Here is a 24,061-nt window from a genome sequence, read left to right on the forward strand (position 1 = left end):
TTGTATCCGGTTGTTTTCGGTGCGTATTCCACGCATCGGTTTGTTTTGTCGCCTGCTGGACGTCGCGTGCGAGCCAGCCTGGTTCCAGTTTCACATCAGACATCGGGTGACCCAAATTCTTTAGTGGTTCCAACGGGTAGGTGAGTCTTAGCTAATGATGACTGAAAAAGAGCGCCAGTCGAAGGAGTCCGACGATGGGCTTCCCTTTGATGATTATCCCGAACTCATCTTTGGCCTTGTGGGGCCCATCGGAGTGGATTTGGAGTCCGTTACCGATGCATTGACTGCGGCGTTGGCGGACTTTGAATACAGCACACAAGTCTTTCGCATCACCGACCTCATGCGAGAAGTGAAAGTCGGGCTACCTTTGGATGCTACAGGATATATCGAGTCGTTTAAACAGCGGATTGCTTATGCGAACAAAGTCAGGGAGCTGCTGCATCGAAATGACGCGCTGGCAATTCTAGCAATCAGCGCGATCAGACAATTTCGAGAAGAGACCGGTGGCAGAGTAGAAGAGCCAAGATCAAAGCAAGCCTACATAATTCGCCAATTCAAACGTCCTGAAGAGATTAAGCTTCTTCGTGCCGTTTATCCACGCAGAGATGTCAGCAATCACTGACGCCGCTCGAAACGGAGTGTCGATCAAAGGAGGCACTCTCTACTGCACGACGTTCCCATGTCATCTATGCGCAAAACATATCGTGGCCGCTGGCATAAGGCGCGTGGTTTCAATTGAGCCATATCCGAAAAGTTACGCAGAAGAGCTTCATCCAGACTCGATCGAAATCGATGGGGACGGAACTGGTCCGCGTGTGAATTTTGAGCGGTTTCTGGGAATTTCGCCCTTCCGTTATCGCGACCTTTTTTGAGAAGGGCAAGCGGAAGTACTCGACTGGTGTCGCCAAACGTTGGAGCAGAGAACACAAGACGCCAATGATCGATGTAATTTTCCCCTCCTATTTCAAAGCGGAGGCCTATGTAGTTGGATTGCTCGATGAGCGCCTTAACTTCATCAACCGCCGCCTACTATGAGGTGGTTCGAAGGGGGCGCGAGCCTGCGAATGCTTTTAGCATGCGAAGGTGTGGTGGGTCCGTAGCCCTACTGCACTCGGCGGATGCTGCCTGTCCGGAAGAATTGAGTGGAGTAGGGTGGGTTAAGGCGCGTCAGCCCCGTGCCCAATATCGCATCGACGGCATTGCCCTTGATGGTGGGCATGCTTCTGACTTTGCTTGACGCGCTTCCGTGCGCGTGGTCGCTTAGTTAGTTCGCCGACCAGACGATCTCATATCCCCAGATACGCCGCCTGCACTTCTCTATTGCCGGCGAGCTCGGCGCTGGTGCCGTGCATGATCACGCGGCCGCTTTCGAGCACATAGGCGCGCTGCACGAGCGACAGCGCACGGCTGACGTTCTGCTCGACCAGGAGGATCGCGGTGCCCATCCTGTGGATCTCGGCGATCTTCTCGAAAGTCACGTCGGTCATGACGGGTGCGAGGCCGAGCGAGGGCTCATCCAGCATCAGCAGCCGGGGCTTCAGCATCAGCCCGCGGCCGACGGCAAGCATCTGCTGCTCGCCACCGCTCATGGTGCCGGCAAGCTGGCGCCGCCGCTCGGCGAGCCGCGGGAAGATCTGGTACACGAGCTCCATGGTCTGGGCGCGATCGGCCTTGGCTTTCGGCACGAAGGCGCCGATCTCCAGATTCTCCTGCACCGTCATCTCGGGGAAGACCTGGCGCCCTTCGGGCACATGGGCGATGCCGAGCTCGGGGATCTTGTAGGGCGGAAGCTTGGCGAGATCGCTGCCTGCGAAGGTCACGCTGCCGGACGTCAGCCTCACGAGCCCCGAAATGGCCCGCAGCGTCGTGCTCTTGCCGGCGCCATTGGCGCCGAGCAGCCCGACCGCCTCGCCTTCGCCAACCTCGATCGAGACGTTTGAAATCGCCGGCACGGAACCGTAGGCCGCGCTGGCGCCGGAGAGCTCAAGCATGCGCGCCTCCACTCGGCGCATGGACATGGCCGGAGCCGAGATAGGCGCGGATCACTTCCGGATTCTCCATCACGTCCTTCGGCGCGCCCTCGGCGATCTTCTGGCCGTGGTCGAGCACGACGATGTGGCGCGCCACCGCCATGATCGCGCGCATCACATGCTCGACGATCACGATGGTGAGGCCGCGTGCCGACAATTTGCCGACCAGTGCCACCGCCTGGTCGATCTCGGACGGATTGAGCCCCGCCATCACCTCGTCGAGCAACAGGATTTTCGGCTGCGTCGCCAGCGCCCGCGCCATCTCCAGCCGCCGCTGGTCGATCGTGGTCAGGTCCTTGGCCGGCGTCTGCACGCGCGCGGAGAGGCCGACGAAGTCGATCGCCTCGCGGGCCTTGTCGCGGGCGGCCACGACATGCCGGTCGCGCAGGAAGGCGCCGGTCATGACGTTGTCCTCGACCGTCATCGCGCCGAAGGGCTTTGCGACCTGGAAGGTGCGGGCCAGCCCGAGCGCGCAGACGGCGTGCGGCCTGAGGCCGACGATCTCCTGCCCGAACGCCTGCACCGAGCCGGAATCGGCACGGTGAAAGCCGGTGATGAGATGGAAGCTCGTGGTCTTACCGGCGCCGTTCGGCCCGATCAGCGCCAGCGTCTCGTTCTCCTTCACCGTGAAGCTGACGTCCTGCACCGCGCGCAGGCCGCCGAACCGCTTGCTCAGTCCCTTGATGACGAGTGCGTCAGCCATGCGGCCTGCCTCACGCGCGCGCCGGCCGGCGACGCAGATGGCGCCGCCAGATGTCATTGACAAAACCCATCAGGCCGGCCGGCCGCCACAGGATGATCGCCATCAGCATCAGCGCATAGACGGTGAGCTGCACGCCGCCGGTCGAGGAGCCGAGCCAGCTCTGCAACAGCGCCGACGTGGTCTCCAGGAGCACGGTGCCGATCACCGGACCCCACAGCGTGCCGATGCCGCCCACGATCGACACCAAAGCGGCCTCGATCGAGATGTTGAAATTGAACGCGGTCGCGGGGTCGATGAAGTAGATGTACTGGACGTAGAAGGTGCCGGCGAGCGCAGTCAGGAACGCGCTGATCATGTAGACGTCGCGCTTGATGCGCGGTGCGTTGACGCCGACCGCCTCGGCGGCGTCCTCGTCCTCGCCGATCGCGACGAGGTAATAGCCTATCCAGGAGCGTTCGATGCGCCAGGTGATCAGGAGCGCGAGCGCCAGCAGGCCGAGCACGACGTAATAATACGAGGCCTTGGTCTCGAATTGCAGCATCAGCGGCGCGCTGCCGAGATTGGGGATGGTGGTGCCTTCGGCACCCCAGGCGAGGTCGCGAAATTTCAGGAAGATCAGCATCAAGGCCTGCGCGGTGGCGATCGTGGCGATGGTGAAATAAGGGCCGCGCAGGCGGAAGCAGAGCCAGCCGATCGGCAGGCTCGCCAGCGCCGCGACCACGCCGCCCGCGACCATCCCGATCCAGGGCGAGATGTCGAAATCGACCTGCATGATGGTGGAGGTGTAGGCGCCGAGCCCGAAGAACGCGGCATGCCCGAGCGAGAGCTGCTTGGCATAGCCGCCCATCAGGTTCCAGGCGACGCCGACCAGCGAGAACAGGAGAATGCGGATGAAGATGTCGAGCGCGAACGCGTTCGTCACCACGAGCGGCAGCGCCATCGTCACGGCGACGAGCAGCGCGAGCGCCGCGATCTTCCACAGGCTGCTTCGCGCCATCACCGCACTCTCCCGCCGCCGAGGCCGGTCGGCTTCAGCGCCAGCGTCAAGAGCAGCATGGCGAACACGACGATCAGGCCGGAATCGGCGCCGACGAACTGGATGCCGAGCGATTCGGCGACCCCCATCATCAAGCTCGCGACCAGCGCGCCGATCACGTTGCCGAGCGTGCCGAGCACGACGGCGACGAAGGCCATCAGCACGAACACCTGGCCGACGAACGGATAGGCCGAATAGAACGGCATCAGGAGCGAGCCGGCGGCGCCGGCCAGCGCCAGCGCCGCGCCGAAGGCGACGGCGAAGACGCGGTTCGGGTTGATGCCCATCAAGGTCGCGACGTCGCGGTTTTGCGCCGCGGCGCGCATCGCCTTGCCGAGATCGGTGGTGTGCAGGAACACCCAGAGCGCGCCGCTCAGCGCCATCGCGACGACGAAGGCGATCAGCTTTGCGACGGGAACGTAGAGCCCGGCGAAGTGCAGCGCGGCGTCGGAATAGGACGTGTGCACGGTGCGATAATTCGCCGTGAACAGCATCAGCGCGAGATTGAGCAGCAACAGCGACAGCGCGAAGGTGAGGAAGATCTGCGGCATGTCGTTCGGCCCGAGCACGCGGCGGATCAGGAAATGCTGGATCAGCACGCCGGCTGCGAACAGCGCCGGCATGGTGACGAACAGCGACAGCAGCGGGTCGAGGCCGAACTGGGTCGCGAGGTAGAACGACAGATACATCCCGATCATCACGAATTCGCCCTGGGCGAAATTGACGATCTTGACCACGCCGAAGATCAGCGTGACGCCGATCGAGACCAGCGCGTAAATGCCGCCGATCAGCAGGCCGTTGATGACGGCCTGGGCCACCGTTTCCAGCATCGGAGCTGTGCCTTGCGGATCAGGTTTTCAGCACGGGGGCGCGGGCATCCTCCTTCGGGAAGATGCTGACGAGATCGCCGTTCTGCCATTGTACGCCGACGGGGCGGCCATAGACGTTCTTGCCCTCGGGGCCGAACTTGACCCTGCTGCCCGGGCCCATGGCGGCGTAACCGGAGGAGGCGTCGAGCGTCGACAGCGCGTCGCGAACCTTCTGCGGATCGGCGGAGGCGGCGCGCTCCATCGCGTCGGCCAGCATGAAGGTCTGGGCGACGATGCTGCCGGCATATTCGAAGGCGAAGGTGCCGTAGACCTGCTTGAACCGCTCGCTCACCTTCTGCGCATCGTCGTTGACGTCGTGGTTCCAGTGCGCCACGCCCTGGAGGCCTTCGGCGGCGGTGCCGACGTTCTTGTAGAAGTCGGGCATGGTGAAGCCGCCGGAGCCGCCATTGATGGCGATGTCGAGACCGACCTGCTTGACGGTGCGGACGATCAGGATCAGGTCGTTCAGATAGGAGATCGCGAACAAGGTGTTGGCGCCCGAGGCCTTCACCTTGTTGATCAGCGGGCTCGCATCGGTGAAGCCGGCCGAATAGGGCTCGAACATCACGATCTCGACGCCTTCGCCGGGCGCCTGCTCCTTCAGGCCGTTGGAGGTCGAGGTACCGAAGGCGGTGTTCTCGAAGATCACCGCAACCTTCGGCTTGTCGGAGACGAGCTTCGACATCTGCAACTGCGCCTGGGCGAACTGCGAGGCGCGCGCGAACGGCGTGAAGGTGTATTTGCGTCCCTTGTTGAGCTGGTCCGAGCTCGAGCCGGTGATGATCGGCACCTTGGCGCGCTCGCAGACCTCGCTCGCGATCAGCGTCAGCGCGCTGGCGTAGCAGCCGTGAATGGCGGAGAGCTTGTTGCCGTTGATCAGCCGGTCGGTCTCGGTGCGCGTCACCGTGGTGTCGCTCTGGATGTCGGAGATGATGACGTTGAGCTTGGCGCCGCCGAGCGACTTGATGCCGCCGGCCTCGTTGACCATCTCCGCCGCCATCTTGGCGGCGGCGACGCAACCGACGCCGATCTGCGCCATGCTTCCCGTGGTCGGATAGAGACCGCCGATGTTGATCGTGTCGGCGGCCCAGCCGCGCAACGGCACTGCGCCGAAGGCGCCGGCCGCGATCACGCCGCCAGCCTTCTGGAGAATTTTGCGGCGGCTCTGCGGCTTCGACAGGGCGAGCCCATGATCGGGCAGCTCGACGCGGTGTGATGTCTGGCGCTCTCTGCTCATGCAGTCTCCCCCAAGGCGCGTTCAGCGCCCTTGAGGAAGGCCCGCTGCGCTTGCTTCGTCTTATGGAGGTAGCATGCTAGCCCGGCTGAATATTGTTGACAATATGGCCGCTGGGGTGCGGCACGCAGGCGCCGCAGAAAGGCGTAGGGTGGGGCTAAGCGGCCGCGCGCACAGAGGTGGACACGCCAAGAAAGAAGCGTGCCCACCATCCACGACGACGTTATCGAGAGAATGGTGGGCACGGCGCTCTCGCACCTTAAGCCCACCCTACGTCATCTCTTACGACGCAGTATGACTACTCCGCGCTCGAAACGAGCTTGATCCGCGGCTCGCTCGCCTCCTGAAGGCTGCGATAGGCGGCCAGATAGTCGAGCGCCATGCGGCGGGCGGTGAAGCGTCTTTCGAACTGCTGGCGAATGGCCGCCCGGCTCAATTGCGGCAGCCGGTCGACGGCGGCGACCGCGCTGAGGTCGTCCTCGACCACGAACCCGGTCAGCCCGTCATCGATGATCTCCGACACCGAACCGCGGTTATAGGCGATCACCGGCGTGCCGCAGGCCATCGATTCGATCATGACGAGGCCGAACGGCTCCGGCCAGTCGATCGGCAGCAACAGTCCCATCGCCCCGCTCAGGAAATCCGGCTTCTCGTGGTCGCTGATCTCGCCGATGAAGTCGACCAGCGGGTTGCCTGTGATCAGCGGGGAGATCAATTGATCGTAATAATCCTGGTCGGCGCGATCGACCTTGGCGGCGATCTTGAGCGGGATACCGCAGCGCATGGCGATCTTGATCGCGCGGTCGACGCCCTTTTCCGGCGCGATGCGGCCGAGCACCGCGAGATAGTCGTGCTTCGAAGCCTTCGGCGTCAGCAGGTCTTGAGGCAGGCCGTGATAGATGGTCCGCACCCAGTTCGCCTGCGGCACCGGGCGGCGCTGCGCGTTGGAGATCGAGATCACCGGCACCTTGGAGAAGGTGTGAAACACCGGCTGATGCTCCGGCAGGTCAAGGCGGCCATGCAGCGTCGTCAGGAACGGAGTCGGTTGCCGATAGAACAAGGACCATGGATAGTAGTCGAGATGGAAGTGCAGGAAATCGAACTGCTCGTCGTCACATTTCTGACGCACGCGCTCCAGCATCACCATGTGCAGGGCGTTGGGATCGCGCACCGAACCGTCGAGGCGCAGCGCCTTCGGCCAGGTCGCATCGAGCTTGCCCGACGTCTGCGAGTCGCCGCTCGCAAACAGCGTGACGTCGTGCCCGAGCGCCACCAACTCCTCCGTCAGCCAATGCACCACCCGCTCGGTGCCGCCATACAGCTTGGGTGGGACAGCCTCCGTCAATGGAGCTACCTGCGCGATGCGCATCTCATCATCTCCTCTTTACGATCATGGAAAGAACAAGCCCCCTGCTTAAGTCGGCACCGGCACGCCAAACTGGGAACGTTCTCGCATTTGCGAAGTTCCTTCCAAACAAGGTTACTTGTTCGAAATCCTCAACGTCGTCCGCATCTCGCCGTCGCGTCGAGAGGCGTGTCGCTGGTTGATGAAGGATGCTGACGAAATCGAGGCGATGAAATTGCGATGCGCCGGGAACCGGGCCGAAGCGTCGATTGTTCAAAAGCACAATGCCGGTCGTAACAGCTTGTCATTCTCCGACGGGGGTTTCCGCAATATGGATCAGTTATCAGGGTATGCGCATCGGCCGTTTCCATTCGTAATGCGCTACCTGCGCCAGCGACCTGTCTCGCATCTCATCATACTCGGGGCGGTTCTTGCGGCAGTTGCTTGTTCGGTAGGCACCCAGTACGGCGTGAAGTCGCTGGTCGACAGCCTGTCCTCCGGACCCGCTCACGCGGGCCACGTATGGCTGGCATTCGTTTTCCTCATGTCGTTCATCGCCGCCGACAACTTCCTGTGGCGGATCGCGAGCTGGACGGCGAGCTTTACCTTCGTAGGGGTGACGGGCGATCTTCGGCGCGACATCTTCCGTCATCTTACCGGCCATGCGCCGAGCTATTTCTCCGACCGCCTGCCGGGGATGCTGACGAGCCGCATCACGGCGACCTCCAACGCGATCTTCACCGTCGAGAACATGTTCGTCTGGAACGTGCTGCCGCCGTGCGCCGCGACCGTCTCCGCCATCGCGCTGATCGGGACCGTGAGCCTGCCGATGGCGGCTGGATTGATCGTGATCGCCGGTACCATGGTCGTCGCGATGTTCCGCCTCGCCGCCGCCGGCAAGCCGCTGCATGACGATTTCGCCGACAAGGCCGCCGCCGTGGACGGCGAGATGATCGACGTCATCAACAACATGCCGCTGGTGCGGGCGTTCTGCGGCCTCAGCCACGAGCACGACCGTTTCGACGCCACCGTGCAGCGAGAGACGACGGCGCGCGGCCGCAGCCTGCGCTATCTCGAAAAGCTCAGGCTGATCCATGCGGCGGTCACGGTGGTGCTGATCATCGCGCTGCTCGCCTGGGCGATCCGGCTCTGGGAGCAGGGCGGCGCCTCGACCGGCGACGTCGTGCTGGTCTGCACGCTCGGGATATCGATCCTGAGCGCCACGCGCGATCTCGCGGTCGCGCTGGTGGACGTCACCCAGCACGTCGCGCGCCTCACCGAGGCGATCGCCACGCTCTTGCTGCCGCATGAACTGCGCGATCATCCGGAAGCCGAGCCGCTGATGAAGACTGGCGCCGCGATCGCCTTCAACAACATATCGTTCCGGTATCCCGGCGGACTGAAGATATTCGACCGTTTTAGTCTCAGGCTGCAGCCGGGACAGCGGGTGGGGCTCGTCGGCCAGTCCGGCGGCGGCAAGTCCAGCCTGTTCGTGCTGCTGCAGCGCTTCTACGACGTGGACCAGGGCAACGTCACGATCGACGGCCAGGACATCTCGCGCGTCACCCAGCAGAGCCTGCGCGAGTCGATCTCGGTGGTGCCGCAGGACATTTCCCTCTTCCACCGGACCATCCGCGAGAACATCCGCTATGGCCGGCCGAACGCCACCGACGACGAGGTGCTGCGCGCGGCGATCGCGGCGCGCTGCGATTTCGTGGAGACGTTGCCGGAGGGGCTCGACACCATGGTCGGTGATCGCGGCGTCAAGCTGTCCGGTGGACAGCGGCAGCGCATCGCGATCGCGCGCGCCTTCCTCAAGGACGCGCCCATCCTGCTGCTCGACGAGGCGACCGCCGCGCTCGACAGCGAATCGGAGGAGGCGATCCGCGAGGCGCTCGGCCGCCTGATGCGCGGCCGCACCGTGATCGCCATCGCCCATCGGCTGGCGACGCTGCGCAACTTCGATCGTGTCGTGGTGCTGAAGGCCGGCAGGATCATCGAGGACGGTCCGCCGGACCGCCTGATGCAGGGCGAGGGCCCGTATCGCGAGCTCGTGACCCAGGAAATGAGCCGGCTTGCCAAATTTGCGGCGTAACTGCGGCGTTTAAGCTCGCCCGGTCTTGAGCGTTGGTTCCGTCTGTCCGAGTTCGATTGCGTTGCCATGGACGCGCTGCTACTGCGCGGCGAACCGCTTGAGGTTAACATGTCAGCCGAAGTCGTAACCCAGGTCGCCGCCGCGTCAGAGACCATCGAACTGGTGGCCGAGCGGGCGTTCTATATCCCGATGACGGGGCCCGGAGCGAGGCCGCGGCGCTCGCTCAAGCATGACGACACCTTCATCGTGCTGGACAGTCACGGCGACGTCGGCGCGTCGGCGGGCGGGCCCGACGGGCTGTTCCACGCCGACACCCGCTATCTTGCGAGACTAGAGCTGGTGCTGGATGAGGTCCAGCCGCTGCTGCTCGGCTCCAACCTGCGCGACGACAATTCCGCGCTCACCATCGACCTCACCAACCCCGACATCTACGACCAGGGCCGCATCGTCCTGCAGAAGGACATGCTGCACATCGTGCGCACGATCTTTCTCTGGCGCGGCACGGCCTATCAGCGCATCGGCGTGCAGAACCATGGGGACCGGCGCGCGAGCTTCGACCTGACGCTGCTGTTCGACAATGATTTCGCCGATCTGTTCGAGGTGCGCGGCGAGCAGCGCCCGCGCCGCGGCGTCGGCTCGGCCAAGCTCATCGGGCCGGCCGACGTGCTGCTGGAATATCGCGGACTCGACGACAGGGCGCGCGCAACCGCGCTGCATTTCGATCCGCGCCCGACGCGGCTTGCCGTCAACGCCGCGACCTGGCGCCTCGATCTCGAGCCGCACATGGTCAAGTCGCTGTTCGTGGCGGTCTCCTGCAACCGGCCCGCAGGGGCCAAGCCGGAGCGGTTCTTCCCAGGGCTGCTCGCGCATCGGCGCGAGATGCGGCGCTCGACGATGAGCACCACCAGCATCGAGACCTCGAACGACATCTTCAACGAGGTGCTGTGCCAGTCGATGGCCGACCTCAACATGCTGATGACGGATACGCCCGAGGGCCGATATCCCTATGCCGGCATCCCCTGGTATTCGACGACATTCGGCCGCGACGGCCTCATCACCGCGTTGCAGATGCTGTGGCTCGACCCGCGGGTGGCGCGCGGCGTGCTGCGGCGGCTCGCCCGCTACCAGGCGACGTCGAACGATCCGCTGTCGGATGCCGAGCCCGGCAAGATCCTGCACGAGATGCGCGGCGGCGAGATGGCGGCGCTGCGCGAGGTGCCGTTCGCGCAATATTACGGCAGCGTCGACGCCACGCCCTTGTTCGTGCTGCTCGCCGGTCTCTATGTCGAGCGCACCGGCGACGAGGAGACGCTGAAGGAGCTGTGGCCCGCGATCGAGGCAAGCTTGCGCTGGATCGACGGCGCCGCCGATCCGGACCGCGACGGTTTCGTCGAGTATCAGCGGGCAACGGAAGAGGGGCTGCGCAACCAGGGCTGGAAGGATTCCTACGACGCGATCTTCCATGCCGACGGCAGGCTCGCCGAGGGCAATATCGCACTCGCCGAGGTGCAGGGCTACGTGTTCGCCGCCAAGCGGCTGGCGGCGCGCTCTGCGCGGCGGCTCGGCCGCCGCGAGGTCGCCGAGAGGCTCGACGCCGAGGCCCACCGGCTGGCCGAGCAGTTCGAGGCGGCGTTCTGGTGCGAGGAGCTCGGCACCTATGCGCTGGCGCTCGACGGCGACAAGGCGCCCTGCAGGGTGCGCTCGTCGAATGTCGGCCACCTCCTGTTCAGCGGCATGATCCGCGAGGACCGTGCGCGCCGGGTCGCCGTCGACCTGATGCGGCCGCACTTCTTCACCGGCTGGGGCATCCGCACCATCGCGCTGGGAGAGTCTCGCTACAATCCGATGTCCTACCACAATGGCTCGATCTGGCCGCATGACAACGCTCTGGCGGCGCTCGGCCTCGCGCGCTATGGCCTGAAGCATTCGGTCGAGCACGTCTTCAAGGGCCTGTTCGAGGCCGCGACGTACATGGACCTGCGCCGGCTGCCGGAGCTGTTCTGCGGCTTCCGGCGCGAGAAGCATCGCGGTCCGACCTTGTATCCGGTGGCCTGCGCGCCGCAGGCCTGGGCGAGCGCCACGCCCTTCACCTTGCTCGAGGCCTCGCTCGGGCTCGAATTCGACGCGGAGCGCGGCGACATCCGCCTGCGCAATCCGCTGCTGCCCGCCTTTCTCGACGAGGTGATCCTGCGGGATCTGCGGCTCGGCTCCTCCACCGTCGACCTTCGCGTCCGCCGCCACGGCGACGAGGTCTCGCTGGAGGTCTTGCGCCGGCGCGGGCAGATCCAGGTGTCGATCGTGCTGGCGCGCTAGCGGCGCGGAACGAAGCGGAGGAGGGCATATGCGCAGTGCGCGCTGGTTGATTTCCGTCGTAGTTGCTCTGGTCGCGGCGACCGGCGATGCCGCGCGCGCGGACAACGAGCCCCAGCCGACGCCGAGCCCGGCGGCGCGCCCGAACGAGGAGGCGCCGCCGCCGTCGGTCACCATCATCGGCCCGCGGGAGGCCCATGGCGTGCTCGGCCGCGACGTGCGCAGCCCGACCAACGAGGACATGGGGCATATCGTCGACGTGATCGTCGACCGCACCGGCACGGTGCGGGCGGCCGTGATCGACTTCGGCGGATTCCTCGGCGTCGGCAGCCGCAAGATCGTGGTCGACTGGAACGCGCTGCATTTCGGCCGCGTCGCGGAGAAGGGCGACAGCATCACGCTCGAACTGACCAAGGCGCAGGTGGCGGCGGCGCCGGAGTACAAGGAAGACACGCCGATCGTGGTGTTGGGGGCAGCCGGAAGTCTACAGCCATTGGACGATCACTGAACAAGCGGAGGTTCCCTGTGGTGGCGCTCCCATCCCGTTCGCTTGACCGAATCGATGGTGGCTGCGGTGCAGACAAGCGCGGCCGCCACGATGTGCCGCCCGAGCCGAAGCCTGGCCGCGACCCGCAGCCGTCGCGGCAGAGCCTGCGCGGGCTCGACTGGTTCATCTTCTTCCTCGCCGACGTCCAGACCGGCTTCGGTCCGTTCATCGCGGTCTATCTGACCACGGAAAAATGGACCCAGGCGCAGATCGGCCTGGTGCTCTCGATCGGCGGCGTGGTCGGGCTGATCGGACAGATGCCGGGCGGCGCCATCGTCGATGCGGCGCGCTCGGAGCGGCTGGTCGCAGGCTTCGCCATCATCACCATCGGCTGCGCGGCGCTCGCCTATGCGTCCTGGCCGATCCTCCCGGTGGTGCTGACGGCGGCGACGCTGCATGCGGCCGCGAGCTGCGTGCTGGGACCTGCGATCGCCGCGATCAGCCTCGGCCTGGTCGGGCGGGTCGCGATCGGCGAGCGGCTCGGACGCAACGCGCGCTTTGCCTCGCTCGGCAACGGCGTCGCCGCGGCGGTCATGGGCACCTGCGGCTACCTCATTTCCAGCCGCTCGGTGTTCCTGGTGACCTGCTGTCTGGCGATCCCGACCCTGCTCGCGCTCGCCAGCATCCGCGAGCGCGAGGTCGACGTGGCGCGGGCGCACGGCGCGGTGCCGCCCGAAACGGCGGAAAAGCCCGACACCAACGTGCTGCATCTGGTCTGCCAGCGCGCGCTTCTGATCTTCGCCGCCAGCGTATTGCTGCTGCAGCTCGCCAATGCCGCGATGCTGCCGCTGATGGCAGGCGTGGTGACGACGCGGTCGAGCCAGTGGGCGCCGGTCCTGATCGCCTTCTGCATCGTCGTGCCGCAGGCGATCGTCGCGCTGCTGTCGCCCTCGGTCGGCGCGAAGGCGCAAGTCTGGGGCCGGCGGCCGCTGCTGCTGCTCGGTTTCGGCGCGCTGGCCATCCGCGGATTATTGTTCTCGACCGTGCACGATCCCTATCTCCTGGTCGCCGTCCAGCTGTTCGACGGCATCACCGCCTCGGTCTTCGCGGTGATGATCCCGCTGATCGTCGCCGACGTCGCCTTCGGCACCGGTCACTTCAACCTGGCGCAGGGGATCGTCGGCACCGCGACCGGGATCGGCGCCTCGCTCTCGACCGTGCTGGCCGGCTATGTCAGCGACAAGTTCGGCAGCAGTCTCGCGTTTCTCGGCCTCTCGGGCATCGCGATGCTGGGCTTTGCCGTCATCGCGCTGCTGATGCCGGATACGCGGGACCGCTGCTGAGGCGATTCTCGAGCCCATTGCCGTTTTCGGGGCGTGCTGACGCTCGCTCACACGCATTCGCTGTTGCCGGCGTCACCAGCCAAGTTCACGCAGATAGGCGGCGCGGGCGCCAACGCCAGTGTGCGTGAAATCGGTGAAGACACCATCGACGCCGAGACGGAAGAACTTCAGATATTCCAGCTTTGGATCGCCGTGATAGTCGGCAGCCAGATATTTCTTCTCATTTCGGAACGTGAAGACATGCACGAACAGGCCAAGCTTATGCGCGTCGGCGATGACGCTGGTTGGCTCCTGCGTCGATGACTGCGGCGTCGATCCCTTGTAGGGCGTGCCATCGGCGTTGCTGTCCTTCCAGGGCGAAATCCTGTACGAAACGATGTAGGCCTTCCACGGACCGATGCCGTCGGCATAGGTCTTGATCTCCGCAAGGCCCTCAGAGGTCAGCATCGCATCGTACAAGCGCGGGTCACCCGAAACCGTCCAGTCGAACGGACGAGAATTGGTGATGTTGTTGAGGAGGACCTTGCCGGCCTTGAAGTCGATACCGTTGCCATCGATGAGCTGGACCTGCCGCGTTTCCAAACCATGGCTGCGCATGTATTTCAGGCTGCCGGGCTCGAAGCTCTGAACAATGATGGGCGCGTCCATCGCGTTGAGACCGTTGTCCTTGATGATCTTGATCAGGGCATCCTCGAGCGGGTGGCCGCCGGGTGCACCGCAGCCATTGGCGATGGCCTGGGCATTGTTCCAGGTTGGATTCTTGGTTTCCGGATAGACGGAGATGGTGCGCCCCGTCTCCCTGCTCTTCGCCTTGGCGATGTCGATGATGTCCTGGAAACTGAGGATCGGGAATTTGCCGTTGAAGACCTTCGGCCTTTCGTTGGCCGCATCATAGGTGGTGCCGGCGATCCAGTCCTTCAGCTCGGCCATGGTGAAATCGGTGATCGACCAATCATTGCTATGGTCTTCACCGTCGACGATCAGCGATTTCAGCACCGATCGGGGGTCGGCCGGATCGGTGAGATCGGTGGGGTATTCGGCCGGCCCGCTGGTCGCGGATTGCGGCCATTTCACCTTGACGAGGACGCCGGGCACCGTGCGCTTGCGGGCCGCAACCGCCGCATTGGTCTTCGCCACCTCGGCAACGTTGGTATTGTCGCTCAGCCAAGGGTTATGACGTGCCACCAGAATGCAATCCTTGGTCAGGTGCAGGTCCTCTTCGAGGGAATCGGACCCGAGGGCCGCGGCCAGCTCATACGATGCCTCGGTCTCTTCAGGCACGAGTCCCGGCACGCCGCGATGCCCGATGATCAAGGGCTGCTTTCCATCGAGGGTCAGGAAGGGTTTGGCGCCGGCCGGCGCCGAGGCGGTTTGCGCGCAGACCATCGATATTGGGAGGAACGCCAGGGCCGCTGCACCAAGCAGCCTCGCTCCAGCGCATACTCTCCGTCGTGAACGACGGTTCATGGTCGCCTCCATCTTCCGAGTAGCATCACTTCGAAGATCACACGGGCCCGGCCGAATGAGGCCGACGCTGCTGTCTTATTGTCTCAATTCTCTGACAGGCAGATGACCGCGACCGGAAGTGCTCTTTGACGGTTTAGCGTCTAGTTGAGGAGATCTTCAATGCCTAGCTGGCTTCTTGCTGCTGTATGTCTGGTTGAGCTGGTGGTCTCACCTGCACGCGGCCAAGCCCTACCTGCACCCGGCCAGACTATAGTTGCCGCCACGACCTACGGCGAATTCATCACGGAGGACGACGTCGAGCAGCGCACCAGGCTCGATTTCCTGACGTCGCAAAGGCAGGCCAGCAGGGAGGACGTGATCCGTCAGTTGGTCATAGACATGGCCAGGATGAGGGAGGCCGAGGGGTCTGGTTTGCTGACGAACGCTTCAGTCGATAAAGCCTTCGGTGACATGTGCTCGCGATTGGGTGTCGCGCCGGTACAAATGACGAAATCCCTGGAGGAGAAAGGCATTCGGCTCGACACTCTGAGACAACGCCTCAAGGCCGATATTGCTCGGGAAATTCTGACGCGGATGCAAAGTCATGGTTTCGAAGATCGTCTAGATCGACCTCTCATCCCCCAGAAGTGAACGAGCCATCGCAGCACCGGATGATGCGTTACCGCTTTGGGGCCATAGCGGAGGTGGATTGAAACCGAGCGGTGGTTTGTCACTCCTTCGCGGCTGGCGCATTCGGGACGGACCATGCCCTGTCCCCGACTTTCAATCGATCAACAACCAGGCAGCACGTCATGCCTGCTATCGCCGCAAAGAAATCGAGATTAGCGACTCCTGCAAGTGAGCCTCGCTCAAGTGTGTGAAAGGCGGTTTCCGAAGCAATCACAGCTGTTATCGCCGCCAGTAGCGGCGTGAAGCCAGTACCGAGGCGATCGAGTGAAAAATGAACTATTGCTGTGGCGAGCGCGGGTAGTGCAAGCGTCATGTAGCCAACCATGACGACCAGGGCCAGCCCACCCCCTGCATCCCACGTCGCTCCTGGTGGGGCCAATATCAACCCCCTGATCATGGCCGTCAGAATAGCCACAGCAGGGAAAAGCAAAACGTAGATTCCGAGTGTGAAAAACAATCGCTTCACGCCAGTCGTCCTCGTCACGCACAAAGCCTACACACCAAATGAGAGGGCGGCAATGACAGGTTGATTGCGACAAAAGCGCATGTCGGCGATGTGGCAGCTTTTGTGAAGGGTTTCGGACGGCGGCCGCAGCGCAAGCGGCACGGTCCTCTCAGGGCCGTCGTCCGAAACCCTTCACAAAAGCCGACACTCGCACCAGCTCCTACGCGCGCCCGCTGCCGATCAGCATCCATACAACTCCGTGCGTGCGCTCGTAAGCATCTCAGGCGAGATGTCGGCGTACGCGTGCAGCATACCGCCGTGCACAGGAAGTACGGTGATTGCCGGGCCGGCCTGATCGCGAGCGCGGAGCCGAAACCGATCACGCATCCATGTTGTGCAGCCGCTGGCGGTTGCGGAGCACGATCTGGCGGGCGCCGGAGAAGCCGAGAACGCCCTGGCTGTGAAGCTGCGACAGCGCGCGGGAGACGGTTTCGAGCGTCAGGCCGAGATAGTCGCCGATGTCGCGGCGGCACATCGGCAGCGCCATCATGCCGGCGACCGTCAGCCGGCGGTCCATTTCCAGGAGGAAGGTCGCGACCCGCTCTATCGCGGTCTTGCGTCCGAGCAGCAGCATGTGGTCCTCGGCATGGCGCAGCTCGCCCGCGGTCATGGCCCAGAGCTTGCGGGCGACCTGGACGTCGACGCTTGCGGCCTGCTCCAGCGTGCGGCGCTTCACCAGCCGCACGGTGGTGTCGATGATGGCTTCCGCCGCCAGCCGGTGCGTGGTCCCCGATTCGAGCCCGAAGACGTCGCCGGGCAGGTGGAACGCGCCGATCTGACGACGGCCGTCGGAGAGCAGCTTGTAGCTGCGGACGGCGCCGGAAATGACCTGGTAGACGTATTCGGCCGGCTCCTGCTCGCCGTAGATTTCCTCGTCCTTGCGGTAGCTGAATTCGCTGGCGATCAACCCTGCCATCGCGCCGAACTGGTCGACGACGGGGCTCGTGGCCGGGCCAGCCTTGGTGCCGACGATGGGGGTGCTGAGCGAGGGGGTGAGCATCGGGCCATCTCCTGTGAGCGGATGGCCAATTGGTAAATGGGCGCGACGGGCCTGGAAATTGAGAGCGATATCTTAGGGAGGAGCCCTTACGTAGAATCCCGTAGGTGCGAAATGGGGGTGTAGGGTGGGCCAAGGCGCGCGAGCGCCGTGCCCACCATTGTCTCGACAGCCTCGCCTTGAATGGTGGGCACGCTTCTGCCTTTGTGTGGCACCCTTCGGTGTCCGTGGCCGCTTAGCCCACCCTACCGATCTCATGACGCAGCCGGTAGCCCGCATGAGCGAAGCGATATGCGGGGAGGAGACCCGGATGTCGCTGCGCTCATCCGGGCTACGCGCTCAGGTCACCTGTTCGGCTGCGCCGGCTGCTCGGTGGAGGCGCGGACGCGCTTGATCAGGTTGTCGCCGAGCAGGGGCTTCTGCAGCACGTGATCGATGCCGGCGGCCGCGGCCCGGTCCGATATCCCTGCGTCGGGATAGCCGGTGATGAGAATCACGGGGGCCGTGATGTGGTTACCGCGGAGCCGGCCCACCAGATCGAGGCCGTTGATGTCGGGCAGCTTGTAGTCGATCACGAAGCAATCGGCCTCGGCCTGGGAAGCCGCTTTCAGGACGGCGGCGGCATTCCGGAACGTGCGCACCGCCAAACCGTCCGTCTCCAACAGGAAGCGCAACGACCCCAGTACGCCGACGTCGTCGTCAACCACGTAGACCGTTGCTTGGGCAGGCGAGGACATCGGGGGCCGCGCAGGTCATGGCCGATTTTGACAAGCCTAGCCTGCCGCCCCCGGCGGACCTTGACATGGCTCAATCCCCGAGCAGCCCGGCGCGCATCGCCAGCCGCACCAGCTCCGACAGGCTGCCGGCCTGCATCTTGGTCATCACATTGGCGCGGTAGACCTCGATGGTACGGGGGCTGATCTCGTAGTCGCGGGCGATCAGCTTGTTGGACAATCCTGCGATCAGGCCCTCCATGACCTGCCGCTCGCGCGGGCTGAGCGTGGCGATGCGCGCCGCGATCTCCTGGGTCGCCGCCTCGCTCTTCGCCGCCGGCTCCGCCTGCCGAATCGCCGCTTCGATCATGCCGACGAGCCGCTCATCGTCGAACGGCTTTTCCAAAAAGTCGACCGCGCCGAGCTTCATCGCTTCGACCGCCAGTGGAACGTCGCCATGCCCTGTCATGATCAGCACCGGAAACGGGCTGTGCAGGGTCTTCATGCGCTTCAACAATTCGATGCCGTCGATCGTGGGCATCCGGACGTCGGAAACGACGCATCCGAATGCGAGGCCGGGCAGGGTCTCGAGAAACTTCACCGCGCCGTCGAACAGCGCAACCTCGAAGCCGGCCGAGCCGAGCAGGAAGTCGAGCGATTCCCGCATCGCCTCGTCGTCGTCGATGACATAGACTTTTCCTTGGACCTTTCCCTTGCTCGGCATCGTCAGCTCTCGTTCGGTGCGGCAGGCAGCGTGAAGCGGAAGGTCGCGCCGCCGGCGTCGTTGTTCTCGGCCCACATCCGGCCGCCATGCGCCTCGATGATCGACCGGCTGATGGAGAGACCGACTCCCATGCCGGTCTCCTTGGTGGTGAAGAAGGTCTGGAACAGATTGGCCTTGACGTCGTCGGGGAAGCCGGTGCCCGTATCGGACACCGCGACCTCGATCATGTCGTCGGCAGCCCTGCTATTGGTTACGCCCAGTTCTCGCCGCGGCGAGGGCGCCATCGCCTCGAGCGCGTTGCGGAACAGGTTGACGAGCACCTGCTGGATCTGCACGCGATCGGCCAGCACCAGGTCGGCTTGCGGGTCGAGACGGAAGCGTAGCTGCACGTTCTGCTCGCGGGCGCCGGCAAGCCCGAGCGCGCCGGCCTCCTCGATCAGCTTCGAGAGGCTTTCGACGCGCTTTTCGGATTCGCCGCGCGATACGAAGTCACGCAGCCGGCGGATGATCTGGCCGGCGCGCAGCGCCTGTTCGGCCGCGCGGTCCATGGCGGTCTCGATCCTGGCGGCGTTGGGGTCCGTGCTGCCGGCGAGCAGGCGGCGCGATCCCTTCATGTAGTTGCTGATGGCGGCCAGCGGCTGGTTGAGCTCGTGGGCGAGCGCGGACGCCATCTCGCCCATCGCGCTGAGCCGCGAGACGTGCACCAGCTCCGATTGCAGCTCCTGCAGCCGGGCCTGGGTCTGCTGATGCTCGGTCAGGTCGCGCACGAAGCCGGTGAAATAGGCCTCGCCGCCCGACTGCATCTCGCCGATGGACAGATGCATGGGAAAGGTGGTGCCGTCGCGCCGCCGGCCGGTGACGATCCGGCCGATGCCGATGATGTGCCGTTCGCTGGTGGATCGATACCGCGCGATGTAGCCGTCATGGCGCGAACGGTCCGGCTCGGGCATCAGCTCGCTGACGTTCCTGCCGATCGCCTCATGTTCGGAATAGCCGAACATGCGTTCGGCCGCGGTGCTGAAGAACTGGATGGCGCCGCAGCCGTCGATCACGATCATGGCGTCCGGCACCGTATCGAGGATCGAGCGAAGGTGGCTCTCGCGCGTGAGCAGCGTCTCCTCGAGCTGCTTCTCCTCGCCGATGTCGAGCAGGATTCCGCTGAGATGCCGGGGCTCGCCCGCCTCGTCGCGGATGACGCCGGCGCGCGCGCGAACCCATTGTCCACGGCCGTTGCCGGCGGCGACCTTGAACGACAGGTCGAACCCGCAGCAGCCGTCGATCGCACGCTTCAGGGCCTGGCTGAAGCGCTCGCGATCCTTCGGTTCGAGTGGCGCGAGGAACGCGTCGTAGGGCACGCGCTGGCCGGGCGGGAGACCGAACAACGTCCGCGCGGCGTCGGACCATTCGAGCTCTCGCGTCGCCAGATCGAGATCCCAGGTGCCGACGCCCAGGCCCTCGATTCGGAGCCTGTAATGCTCGTGTCCGCCGGAGGCGTCAGGAGAGGGTTGAACGATGCTCGTCACGCCTTGGGCCCAATTTCCGAAGTCATGCTTGCGCACGCCGCAGCGGATTGATTCTACACGAGGTTTGCCGCACTGGAACTTGGTTTTTGTCGCTCCGGTGAGACTTTCGCGAAAGCCGCCGCATCGGCGGGCGGTGTCCTTGATCTATCTCATCCCGGTCCGGCGATCTGGGCCTAGAAGCGAGAGCGAAAATCGAGGCGGAGGGTATCGATGACGTTTGCAACGGTGATGGTGAGCCTGGCGCTGAATCAGCCGAATGAGACGCGCCTCGAAGTCGCCGGCCAGCTTGCCGAGCAGTTCGGCGCAACGATGATCGGAATTGCCGCGGCGCAGTTTGCTCCGCCGGTCTATTTCACCACCGGCGAACAGGCGCAGCTTTTGATCGACGAAGAGACGAGCGCGCTTGCCGAACGCCTGGACGAGCTGGAAACGCAGTTCCGCGAGGCCTGCAAGCACCGCTCGAAGTCCCTGGAATGGCGCAGCGCGGTCGACTTCCCCACGCGTTTCGTCCTGCAGGCCGCCCGCGCGGCCGACATCATCGTCGACGGCGGCCGCAGTCCGGCATTCTCCGACGCCTTCGCGCTCGCAAGCCCGAAGGATCTGGTGATGCAGACCGGTCGCCCGCTCCTGGTGGTGCCCGATCGGGTCGACTGGCTCGACCTGCGCAGCGTGCTGGTGGCCTGGAAGGATACGCCCGAGGCCAGGCGGGCGGTGGCCGACGCGCTGCCTCTGCTGCGCAAGGCCAGGCAGGTCACCGTCGCCGAAATCGCAGAGGCGGGCAAGCTTGGCGCGGCCGCCACCTCCAGCGTGCAGGATGTCGTCGCCTGGCTGTCGCGCCATGGCATTTCCGCTCATGAACGGGTCTCGGCCGGCGATAGCGGCGATGTCGCGGCTCGGCTCGACGACATTGCGGGCGAGGCCGGGGCCAGCCTGATCGTGGCCGGCGCCTACGGCCATTCGCGGTTCCGGGAGCTGATCCTTGGCGGCGTGACCCAGCATCTCATCAATCAGTCCGCCCGTTGCGTGCTGCTGTCGCATTAGAGCCCCTGCAGACGAGCGATTGAACGAGGACAAGGAGGCGCGCGGTGTACAGATTTCTCGAGGCCATTGCCGGCGACTACATGACGCGCGACGTGCAGACCGTGGCGCGCGACCTCACGATACGCCAGCTCGGCGAGATGATCGATCGCGACGACTACAACACCTATCCCGTCGAGGAGGACGGGCAGGTGGTCGGCATCGTCACCAAGTTCGACATGCTGAAATGCTTCGCCTTCACTCCGACCCAGATGGTTCCTCGCTATGCCGACCTGATGAACCGGACGATCGGGGACGTGATGACGGCGGAGTTCATCTATGTGCGCTCCGACACCAGATTGACGCGGGTGCTCCAGCTCATGGTCGAGCATCGCATCCGCAGCATTCCGGTGCTCGATGGCGGGCACCGCCTGGCCGGCATCATCGCCCGCGAGGACATTTTGAAGGCGCTGGCGGTGACGGCCGACTAGCGCGGCCTCATGAGATCGTAGGGTGGGGCTAAGGCGCGAGGCGCCGTGCCCACCATTGTCTCGACAGCACGGCTTTGGACGGTGGGCACGCTTCTGTCTTTGCGTGGCGCGCTTCTGTGCGCGTGGACGCTTAGCCACTCCTACGGCGAAAAGTCGGCGGGCCTTGATCCTGATCAATTCGCGGTGAGGGCGGGTGTGGTTGTTGGCACACGTATCCTCTCAGCGAGAATCCGCATGAGCCAGCCTCTCATCTCGAAATCCATGACCATCGGTGAAAGCGGCTTGTCGATGATCTTCGCCGCGACCGCGTTCCTCTGCGTGATCGGTGCGGCGGAGGCGGTTGACGCGCCGTTCGCCTTTCACGCCTCGCTGGCTGCGGCCGCGAGCGTCACCTCGGTGTTCGTCATTCTCAACCGCTATTTCGAGCGCCCGGCCGCCCTGCCGCCGCAGGAGATCAACGGCCGGCCGAACTACAACATGGGGCCGATCAAATTCGCCTCCGTCATGGCGATGTTCTGGGGAATCGCCGGCTTCCTCGTCGGCCTCATCATCGCCAGCCAGCTTGCGTGGCCCGCGCTGAATTTCGACCTGCCATGGACCAGCTTCGGCCGGCTGCGGCCGCTGCACACCTCGGCGGTGATCTTCGCCTTCGGCGGCAATGTGCTGATCGCATCCTCCTTCTACGTCGTGCAGAAGACCTGCCGGGCGCGGCTGGCAGGCGACCTTGCGCCGTGGTTCGTCGTGGTCGGCTACAACTTCTTCATCCTGATTGCCGGCACCGGCTATCTGCTCGGCGCCACGCAGTCCAAGGAATATGCCGAGCCCGAATGGTACTCCGACCTCTGGCTCACCATCGTCTGGGTGACCTATCTGCTGGTGTTCCTGGTGACGGTGATCAAGCGCAAGGAACCGCACATCTTCGTCGCCAACTGGTTCTATCTCGCCTTCATCGTCACCATCGCCGTGCTTCACCTCGGCAACAACCCGGCGCTGCCGGTGTCCTTCGTGGGCTCGAAGTCCTACATCGCCTGGGGCGGCGTGCAGGACGCGATGTTCCAGTGGTGGTACGGCCACAACGCGGTCGGCTTCTTCCTGACCGCCGGCTTCCTCGCCATCATGTACTACTTCATCCCGAAGCGCGCGGAGCGGCCGGTCTATTCCTACCGGCTGTCGATCATCCATTTCTGGGCATTGATCTTCCTCTACATCTGGGCCGGCCCGCATCACCTGCACTACACCGCGCTGCCGGATTGGGCGCAGACCCTGGGCATGACCTTCTCGATCATGCTGTGGATGCCGTCCTGGGGCGGCATGATCAACGGCCTGATGACGCTGTCGGGCGCCTGGGACAAGCTGCGCACCGACCCGGTGCTGCGCATGATGGTGGTGTCGGTGGCGTTCTACGGCATGTCGACCTTCGAGGGTCCGATGATGTCGATCAAGGTGGTCAATTCGCTCAGCCACTACACCGACTGGACCATCGGCCACGTGCATTCGGGCGCGCTCGGCTGGGTCGGCTTCGTCTCCTTCGGCGCGCTCTACTGCCTGTTCCCCTGGCTGTGGAATCGGAAGGGCCTCTACAGCCTCAAGCTGGTCAACTGGCACTTCTGGACCGCGACGCTCGGCATCGTGCTCTACATCTCGGCGATGTGGGTGTCGGGCATCCTGCAAGGGCTGATGTGGCGCTCCTACACCTCGCTCGGCTTCCTCGAATATTCCTTCATCGAGACGGTCGAGGCGATGCATCCCTTCTACATCATCCGCGCCGCCGGCGGAGCGCTGTTCCTGATCGGCGCGCTGATCATGGCCTACAATCTCTGGATGACCGTGCGCGTCGGCGAGGCGGAAGTCCAGGCGCCGGTCGCCCTCCAGCCGGCGGAATGAGGAACGCAGCCATGTCTTTCTGGACCAGGCATCAAGTCTTCGAAAAGAACTCGATCATCCTGATCGCAGGCATTCTGGTGGTGATCGCCATCGGTGGCCTCGTCGAGATCACCCCGCTGTTCTACCTGAAGAGCACGATCGAGGTGGTGGACGGCGTGCGGCCCTATACGCCGCTCGAGCTCGCCGGCCGCAACATCTATGTCCGCGAAGGCTGCTATCTCTGCCATTCGCAGATGATCCGTCCGCTGCGCGACGAGGTCGAGCGCTACGGCCATTTCTCGCTCGCCGCCGAGAGCATGTACGATCACCCGTTCCAGTGGGGGTCGAAGCGGACCGGGCCCGATCTCGCCCGCGTCGGCGCCAAATATTCCGACGACTGGCACGTCACCCATCTGACCAATCCGCGCGCGATCGTGCCGCAATCGGTGATGCCGGGTTATCCCTTTCTCGGCTCGACGGACGTCGATCCGGAGACCATCGCCGATCACATGCGTACGCTGCGGACCGTCGGCGTTCCCTATACCGACGATCAGATCGCCAACGCGGCCGCCGACATGAAGGCCCAGGCCGACCCTGACAATGCCGGCGCCGATGCCTTCACCAAGCGCTACGCCAAGGC

24 protein-coding genes are annotated in these 24,061 nt (G+C 64.4%); 12 read left to right on the top strand and 12 right to left on the bottom strand.

Annotation, left to right across the window (positions count from 1 at the left end; genetic code table 11):
* Positions 1–154: 154 nt before the first annotated feature.
* The 3 genes from JOY90_RS24710 to JOY90_RS24720 are packed head-to-tail and all read left to right on the top strand — an operon-like array spanning position 155 to position 1,035.
* Positions 155–622 carry a hypothetical protein gene (locus JOY90_RS24710; RefSeq protein WP_291693729.1) on the top strand — a complete coding sequence of 156 codons (468 nt, stop codon included), beginning with the start codon at positions 155–157 and terminating at the stop codon, positions 620–622.
* Complete coding sequence (locus tag JOY90_RS24715) at positions 606–872, top strand: deaminase (RefSeq protein WP_291693730.1); 267 nt, start codon at positions 606–608, stop codon at positions 870–872. Before JOY90_RS24710 ends, JOY90_RS24715 begins: the two co-directional genes overlap by 17 nt.
* Positions 823–1,035 carry a hypothetical protein gene (locus tag JOY90_RS24720; RefSeq protein WP_291693752.1) on the top strand — a complete coding sequence of 71 codons (213 nt, stop codon included), beginning with the start codon at positions 823–825 and terminating at the stop codon, positions 1,033–1,035. The genes JOY90_RS24715 and JOY90_RS24720 overlap by 50 nt, the downstream gene beginning before the upstream one ends.
* Positions 1,036–1,286: 251 nt before the next feature.
* Here the strand turns inward: JOY90_RS24720 and JOY90_RS24725 are convergent, their stop codons facing one another.
* The 6 genes from JOY90_RS24725 to JOY90_RS24750 all read right to left on the bottom strand — a co-directional run bounded on the left by JOY90_RS24725 (position 1,287) and on the right by JOY90_RS24750 (position 7,241).
* The gene (locus tag JOY90_RS24725; protein WP_291693731.1) at positions 1,287–1,991 is read right to left on the bottom strand and encodes an ABC transporter ATP-binding protein; all 705 of its coding nucleotides are present in this window, start codon (positions 1,989–1,991) and stop codon (positions 1,287–1,289) included.
* Entirely contained in the window at positions 1,984–2,733 is a 750-nt protein-coding gene (locus JOY90_RS24730; RefSeq protein WP_291693732.1) for an ABC transporter ATP-binding protein, read from the bottom strand. The genes JOY90_RS24725 and JOY90_RS24730 overlap by 8 nt, the downstream gene beginning before the upstream one ends.
* A gap of 10 nt (positions 2,734–2,743) precedes the next feature.
* Complete coding sequence (locus JOY90_RS24735; RefSeq protein WP_291693733.1) at positions 2,744–3,730, bottom strand: branched-chain amino acid ABC transporter permease; 987 nt, start codon at positions 3,728–3,730, stop codon at positions 2,744–2,746.
* Entirely contained in the window at positions 3,730–4,599 is an 870-nt protein-coding gene (locus JOY90_RS24740; protein ID WP_291693734.1) for a branched-chain amino acid ABC transporter permease, read from the bottom strand. The genes JOY90_RS24735 and JOY90_RS24740 overlap by 1 nt, the downstream gene beginning before the upstream one ends.
* A 19-nt stretch (positions 4,600–4,618) precedes the next feature.
* Positions 4,619–5,875, bottom strand: coding sequence for an ABC transporter substrate-binding protein (locus tag JOY90_RS24745; protein WP_291693735.1), 1,257 nt, complete (start codon positions 5,873–5,875; stop codon positions 4,619–4,621).
* 295 nt (positions 5,876–6,170) lie between these two features.
* Positions 6,171–7,241 carry a glycosyltransferase family 4 protein gene (locus tag JOY90_RS24750; protein WP_291693736.1) on the bottom strand — a complete coding sequence of 357 codons (1,071 nt, stop codon included), beginning with the start codon at positions 7,239–7,241 and terminating at the stop codon, positions 6,171–6,173.
* A gap of 307 nt (positions 7,242–7,548) precedes the next feature.
* Here JOY90_RS24750 and JOY90_RS24755 point away from each other — a divergent pair, with 307 nt between their 5' ends.
* The 4 genes from JOY90_RS24755 (at position 7,549) to JOY90_RS24770 (ending at position 13,452) form a co-directional block, all read left to right on the top strand.
* The gene (locus JOY90_RS24755; RefSeq protein ID WP_291693737.1) at positions 7,549–9,312 is read left to right on the top strand and encodes an ABC transporter ATP-binding protein; all 1,764 of its coding nucleotides are present in this window, start codon (positions 7,549–7,551) and stop codon (positions 9,310–9,312) included.
* A gap of 108 nt (positions 9,313–9,420) precedes the next feature.
* Positions 9,421–11,625 carry an amylo-alpha-1,6-glucosidase gene (locus tag JOY90_RS24760; protein ID WP_291693738.1) on the top strand — a complete coding sequence of 735 codons (2,205 nt, stop codon included), beginning with the start codon at positions 9,421–9,423 and terminating at the stop codon, positions 11,623–11,625.
* 28 nt (positions 11,626–11,653) lie between these two features.
* On the top strand, positions 11,654–12,130 hold the full coding sequence (locus JOY90_RS24765) for a PRC-barrel domain-containing protein (RefSeq protein WP_291693739.1): 477 nt from the start codon (positions 11,654–11,656) through the stop codon (positions 12,128–12,130).
* Between the two features lie 92 nt (positions 12,131–12,222).
* The gene (locus JOY90_RS24770; protein WP_291693750.1) at positions 12,223–13,452 is read left to right on the top strand and encodes an MFS transporter; all 1,230 of its coding nucleotides are present in this window, start codon (positions 12,223–12,225) and stop codon (positions 13,450–13,452) included.
* Positions 13,453–13,524: 72 nt separating this feature from the next.
* On the opposite strand, the gene JOY90_RS24775 is transcribed toward JOY90_RS24770, so the two are convergent.
* Positions 13,525–14,838 carry a glycerophosphodiester phosphodiesterase family protein gene (locus tag JOY90_RS24775; protein WP_291693740.1) on the bottom strand — a complete coding sequence of 438 codons (1,314 nt, stop codon included), beginning with the start codon at positions 14,836–14,838 and terminating at the stop codon, positions 13,525–13,527.
* A gap of 240 nt (positions 14,839–15,078) precedes the next feature.
* On the opposite strand from JOY90_RS24775, the gene JOY90_RS24780 reads away from it, so the two are divergent.
* Entirely contained in the window at positions 15,079–15,549 is a 471-nt protein-coding gene (locus tag JOY90_RS24780; RefSeq protein WP_291693741.1) for a hypothetical protein, read from the top strand.
* Between the two features lie 79 nt (positions 15,550–15,628).
* Here the strand turns inward: JOY90_RS24780 and JOY90_RS24785 are convergent, their stop codons facing one another.
* The 5 genes from JOY90_RS24785 to fixL form a co-directional block, all read right to left on the bottom strand.
* Positions 15,629–16,054: a hypothetical protein gene (locus JOY90_RS24785; RefSeq protein WP_291693742.1), complete on the bottom strand. Its 426-nt coding sequence runs from the start codon at positions 16,052–16,054 to the stop codon at positions 15,629–15,631.
* 358 nt (positions 16,055–16,412) lie between these two features.
* Positions 16,413–17,093 carry a helix-turn-helix domain-containing protein gene (locus tag JOY90_RS24790; RefSeq protein WP_291693743.1) on the bottom strand — a complete coding sequence of 227 codons (681 nt, stop codon included), beginning with the start codon at positions 17,091–17,093 and terminating at the stop codon, positions 16,413–16,415.
* A 341-nt stretch (positions 17,094–17,434) separates the two neighbouring features.
* On the bottom strand, positions 17,435–17,827 hold the full coding sequence (locus tag JOY90_RS24795) for a response regulator (RefSeq protein ID WP_291693744.1): 393 nt from the start codon (positions 17,825–17,827) through the stop codon (positions 17,435–17,437).
* Between the two features lie 70 nt (positions 17,828–17,897).
* Entirely contained in the window at positions 17,898–18,527 is a 630-nt protein-coding gene (gene fixJ, locus JOY90_RS24800) for a response regulator FixJ (protein ID WP_291693745.1), read from the bottom strand.
* 2 nt (positions 18,528–18,529) lie between these two features.
* Entirely contained in the window at positions 18,530–20,041 is a 1,512-nt protein-coding gene (fixL, locus tag JOY90_RS24805; protein ID WP_291693751.1) for a sensor protein FixL, read from the bottom strand.
* A gap of 219 nt (positions 20,042–20,260) precedes the next feature.
* On the opposite strand from fixL, the gene JOY90_RS24810 reads away from it, so the two are divergent.
* From JOY90_RS24810 to ccoO, 4 genes are all read left to right on the top strand, one after another.
* Complete coding sequence (locus JOY90_RS24810) at positions 20,261–21,091, top strand: universal stress protein (RefSeq protein ID WP_291693746.1); 831 nt, start codon at positions 20,261–20,263, stop codon at positions 21,089–21,091.
* Positions 21,092–21,135: 44 nt separating this feature from the next.
* Entirely contained in the window at positions 21,136–21,558 is a 423-nt protein-coding gene (locus tag JOY90_RS24815) for an HPP family protein (RefSeq protein WP_291693747.1), read from the top strand.
* Positions 21,559–21,792: 234 nt separating this feature from the next.
* Positions 21,793–23,442: a cytochrome-c oxidase, cbb3-type subunit I gene (gene ccoN, locus JOY90_RS24820; protein ID WP_291693748.1), complete on the top strand. Its 1,650-nt coding sequence runs from the start codon at positions 21,793–21,795 to the stop codon at positions 23,440–23,442.
* Between the two features lie 11 nt (positions 23,443–23,453).
* Positions 23,454–24,061, top strand: a 608-nt coding sequence (ccoO, locus tag JOY90_RS24825) for a cytochrome-c oxidase, cbb3-type subunit II (protein ID WP_291693749.1), incomplete at its 3' end; no start/stop codon positions are given.

Origin of the sequence: Bradyrhizobium sp., from assembly GCF_019242285.1 — a bacterium.
GTDB lineage: Bacteria > Pseudomonadota > Alphaproteobacteria > Rhizobiales > Xanthobacteraceae > Bradyrhizobium.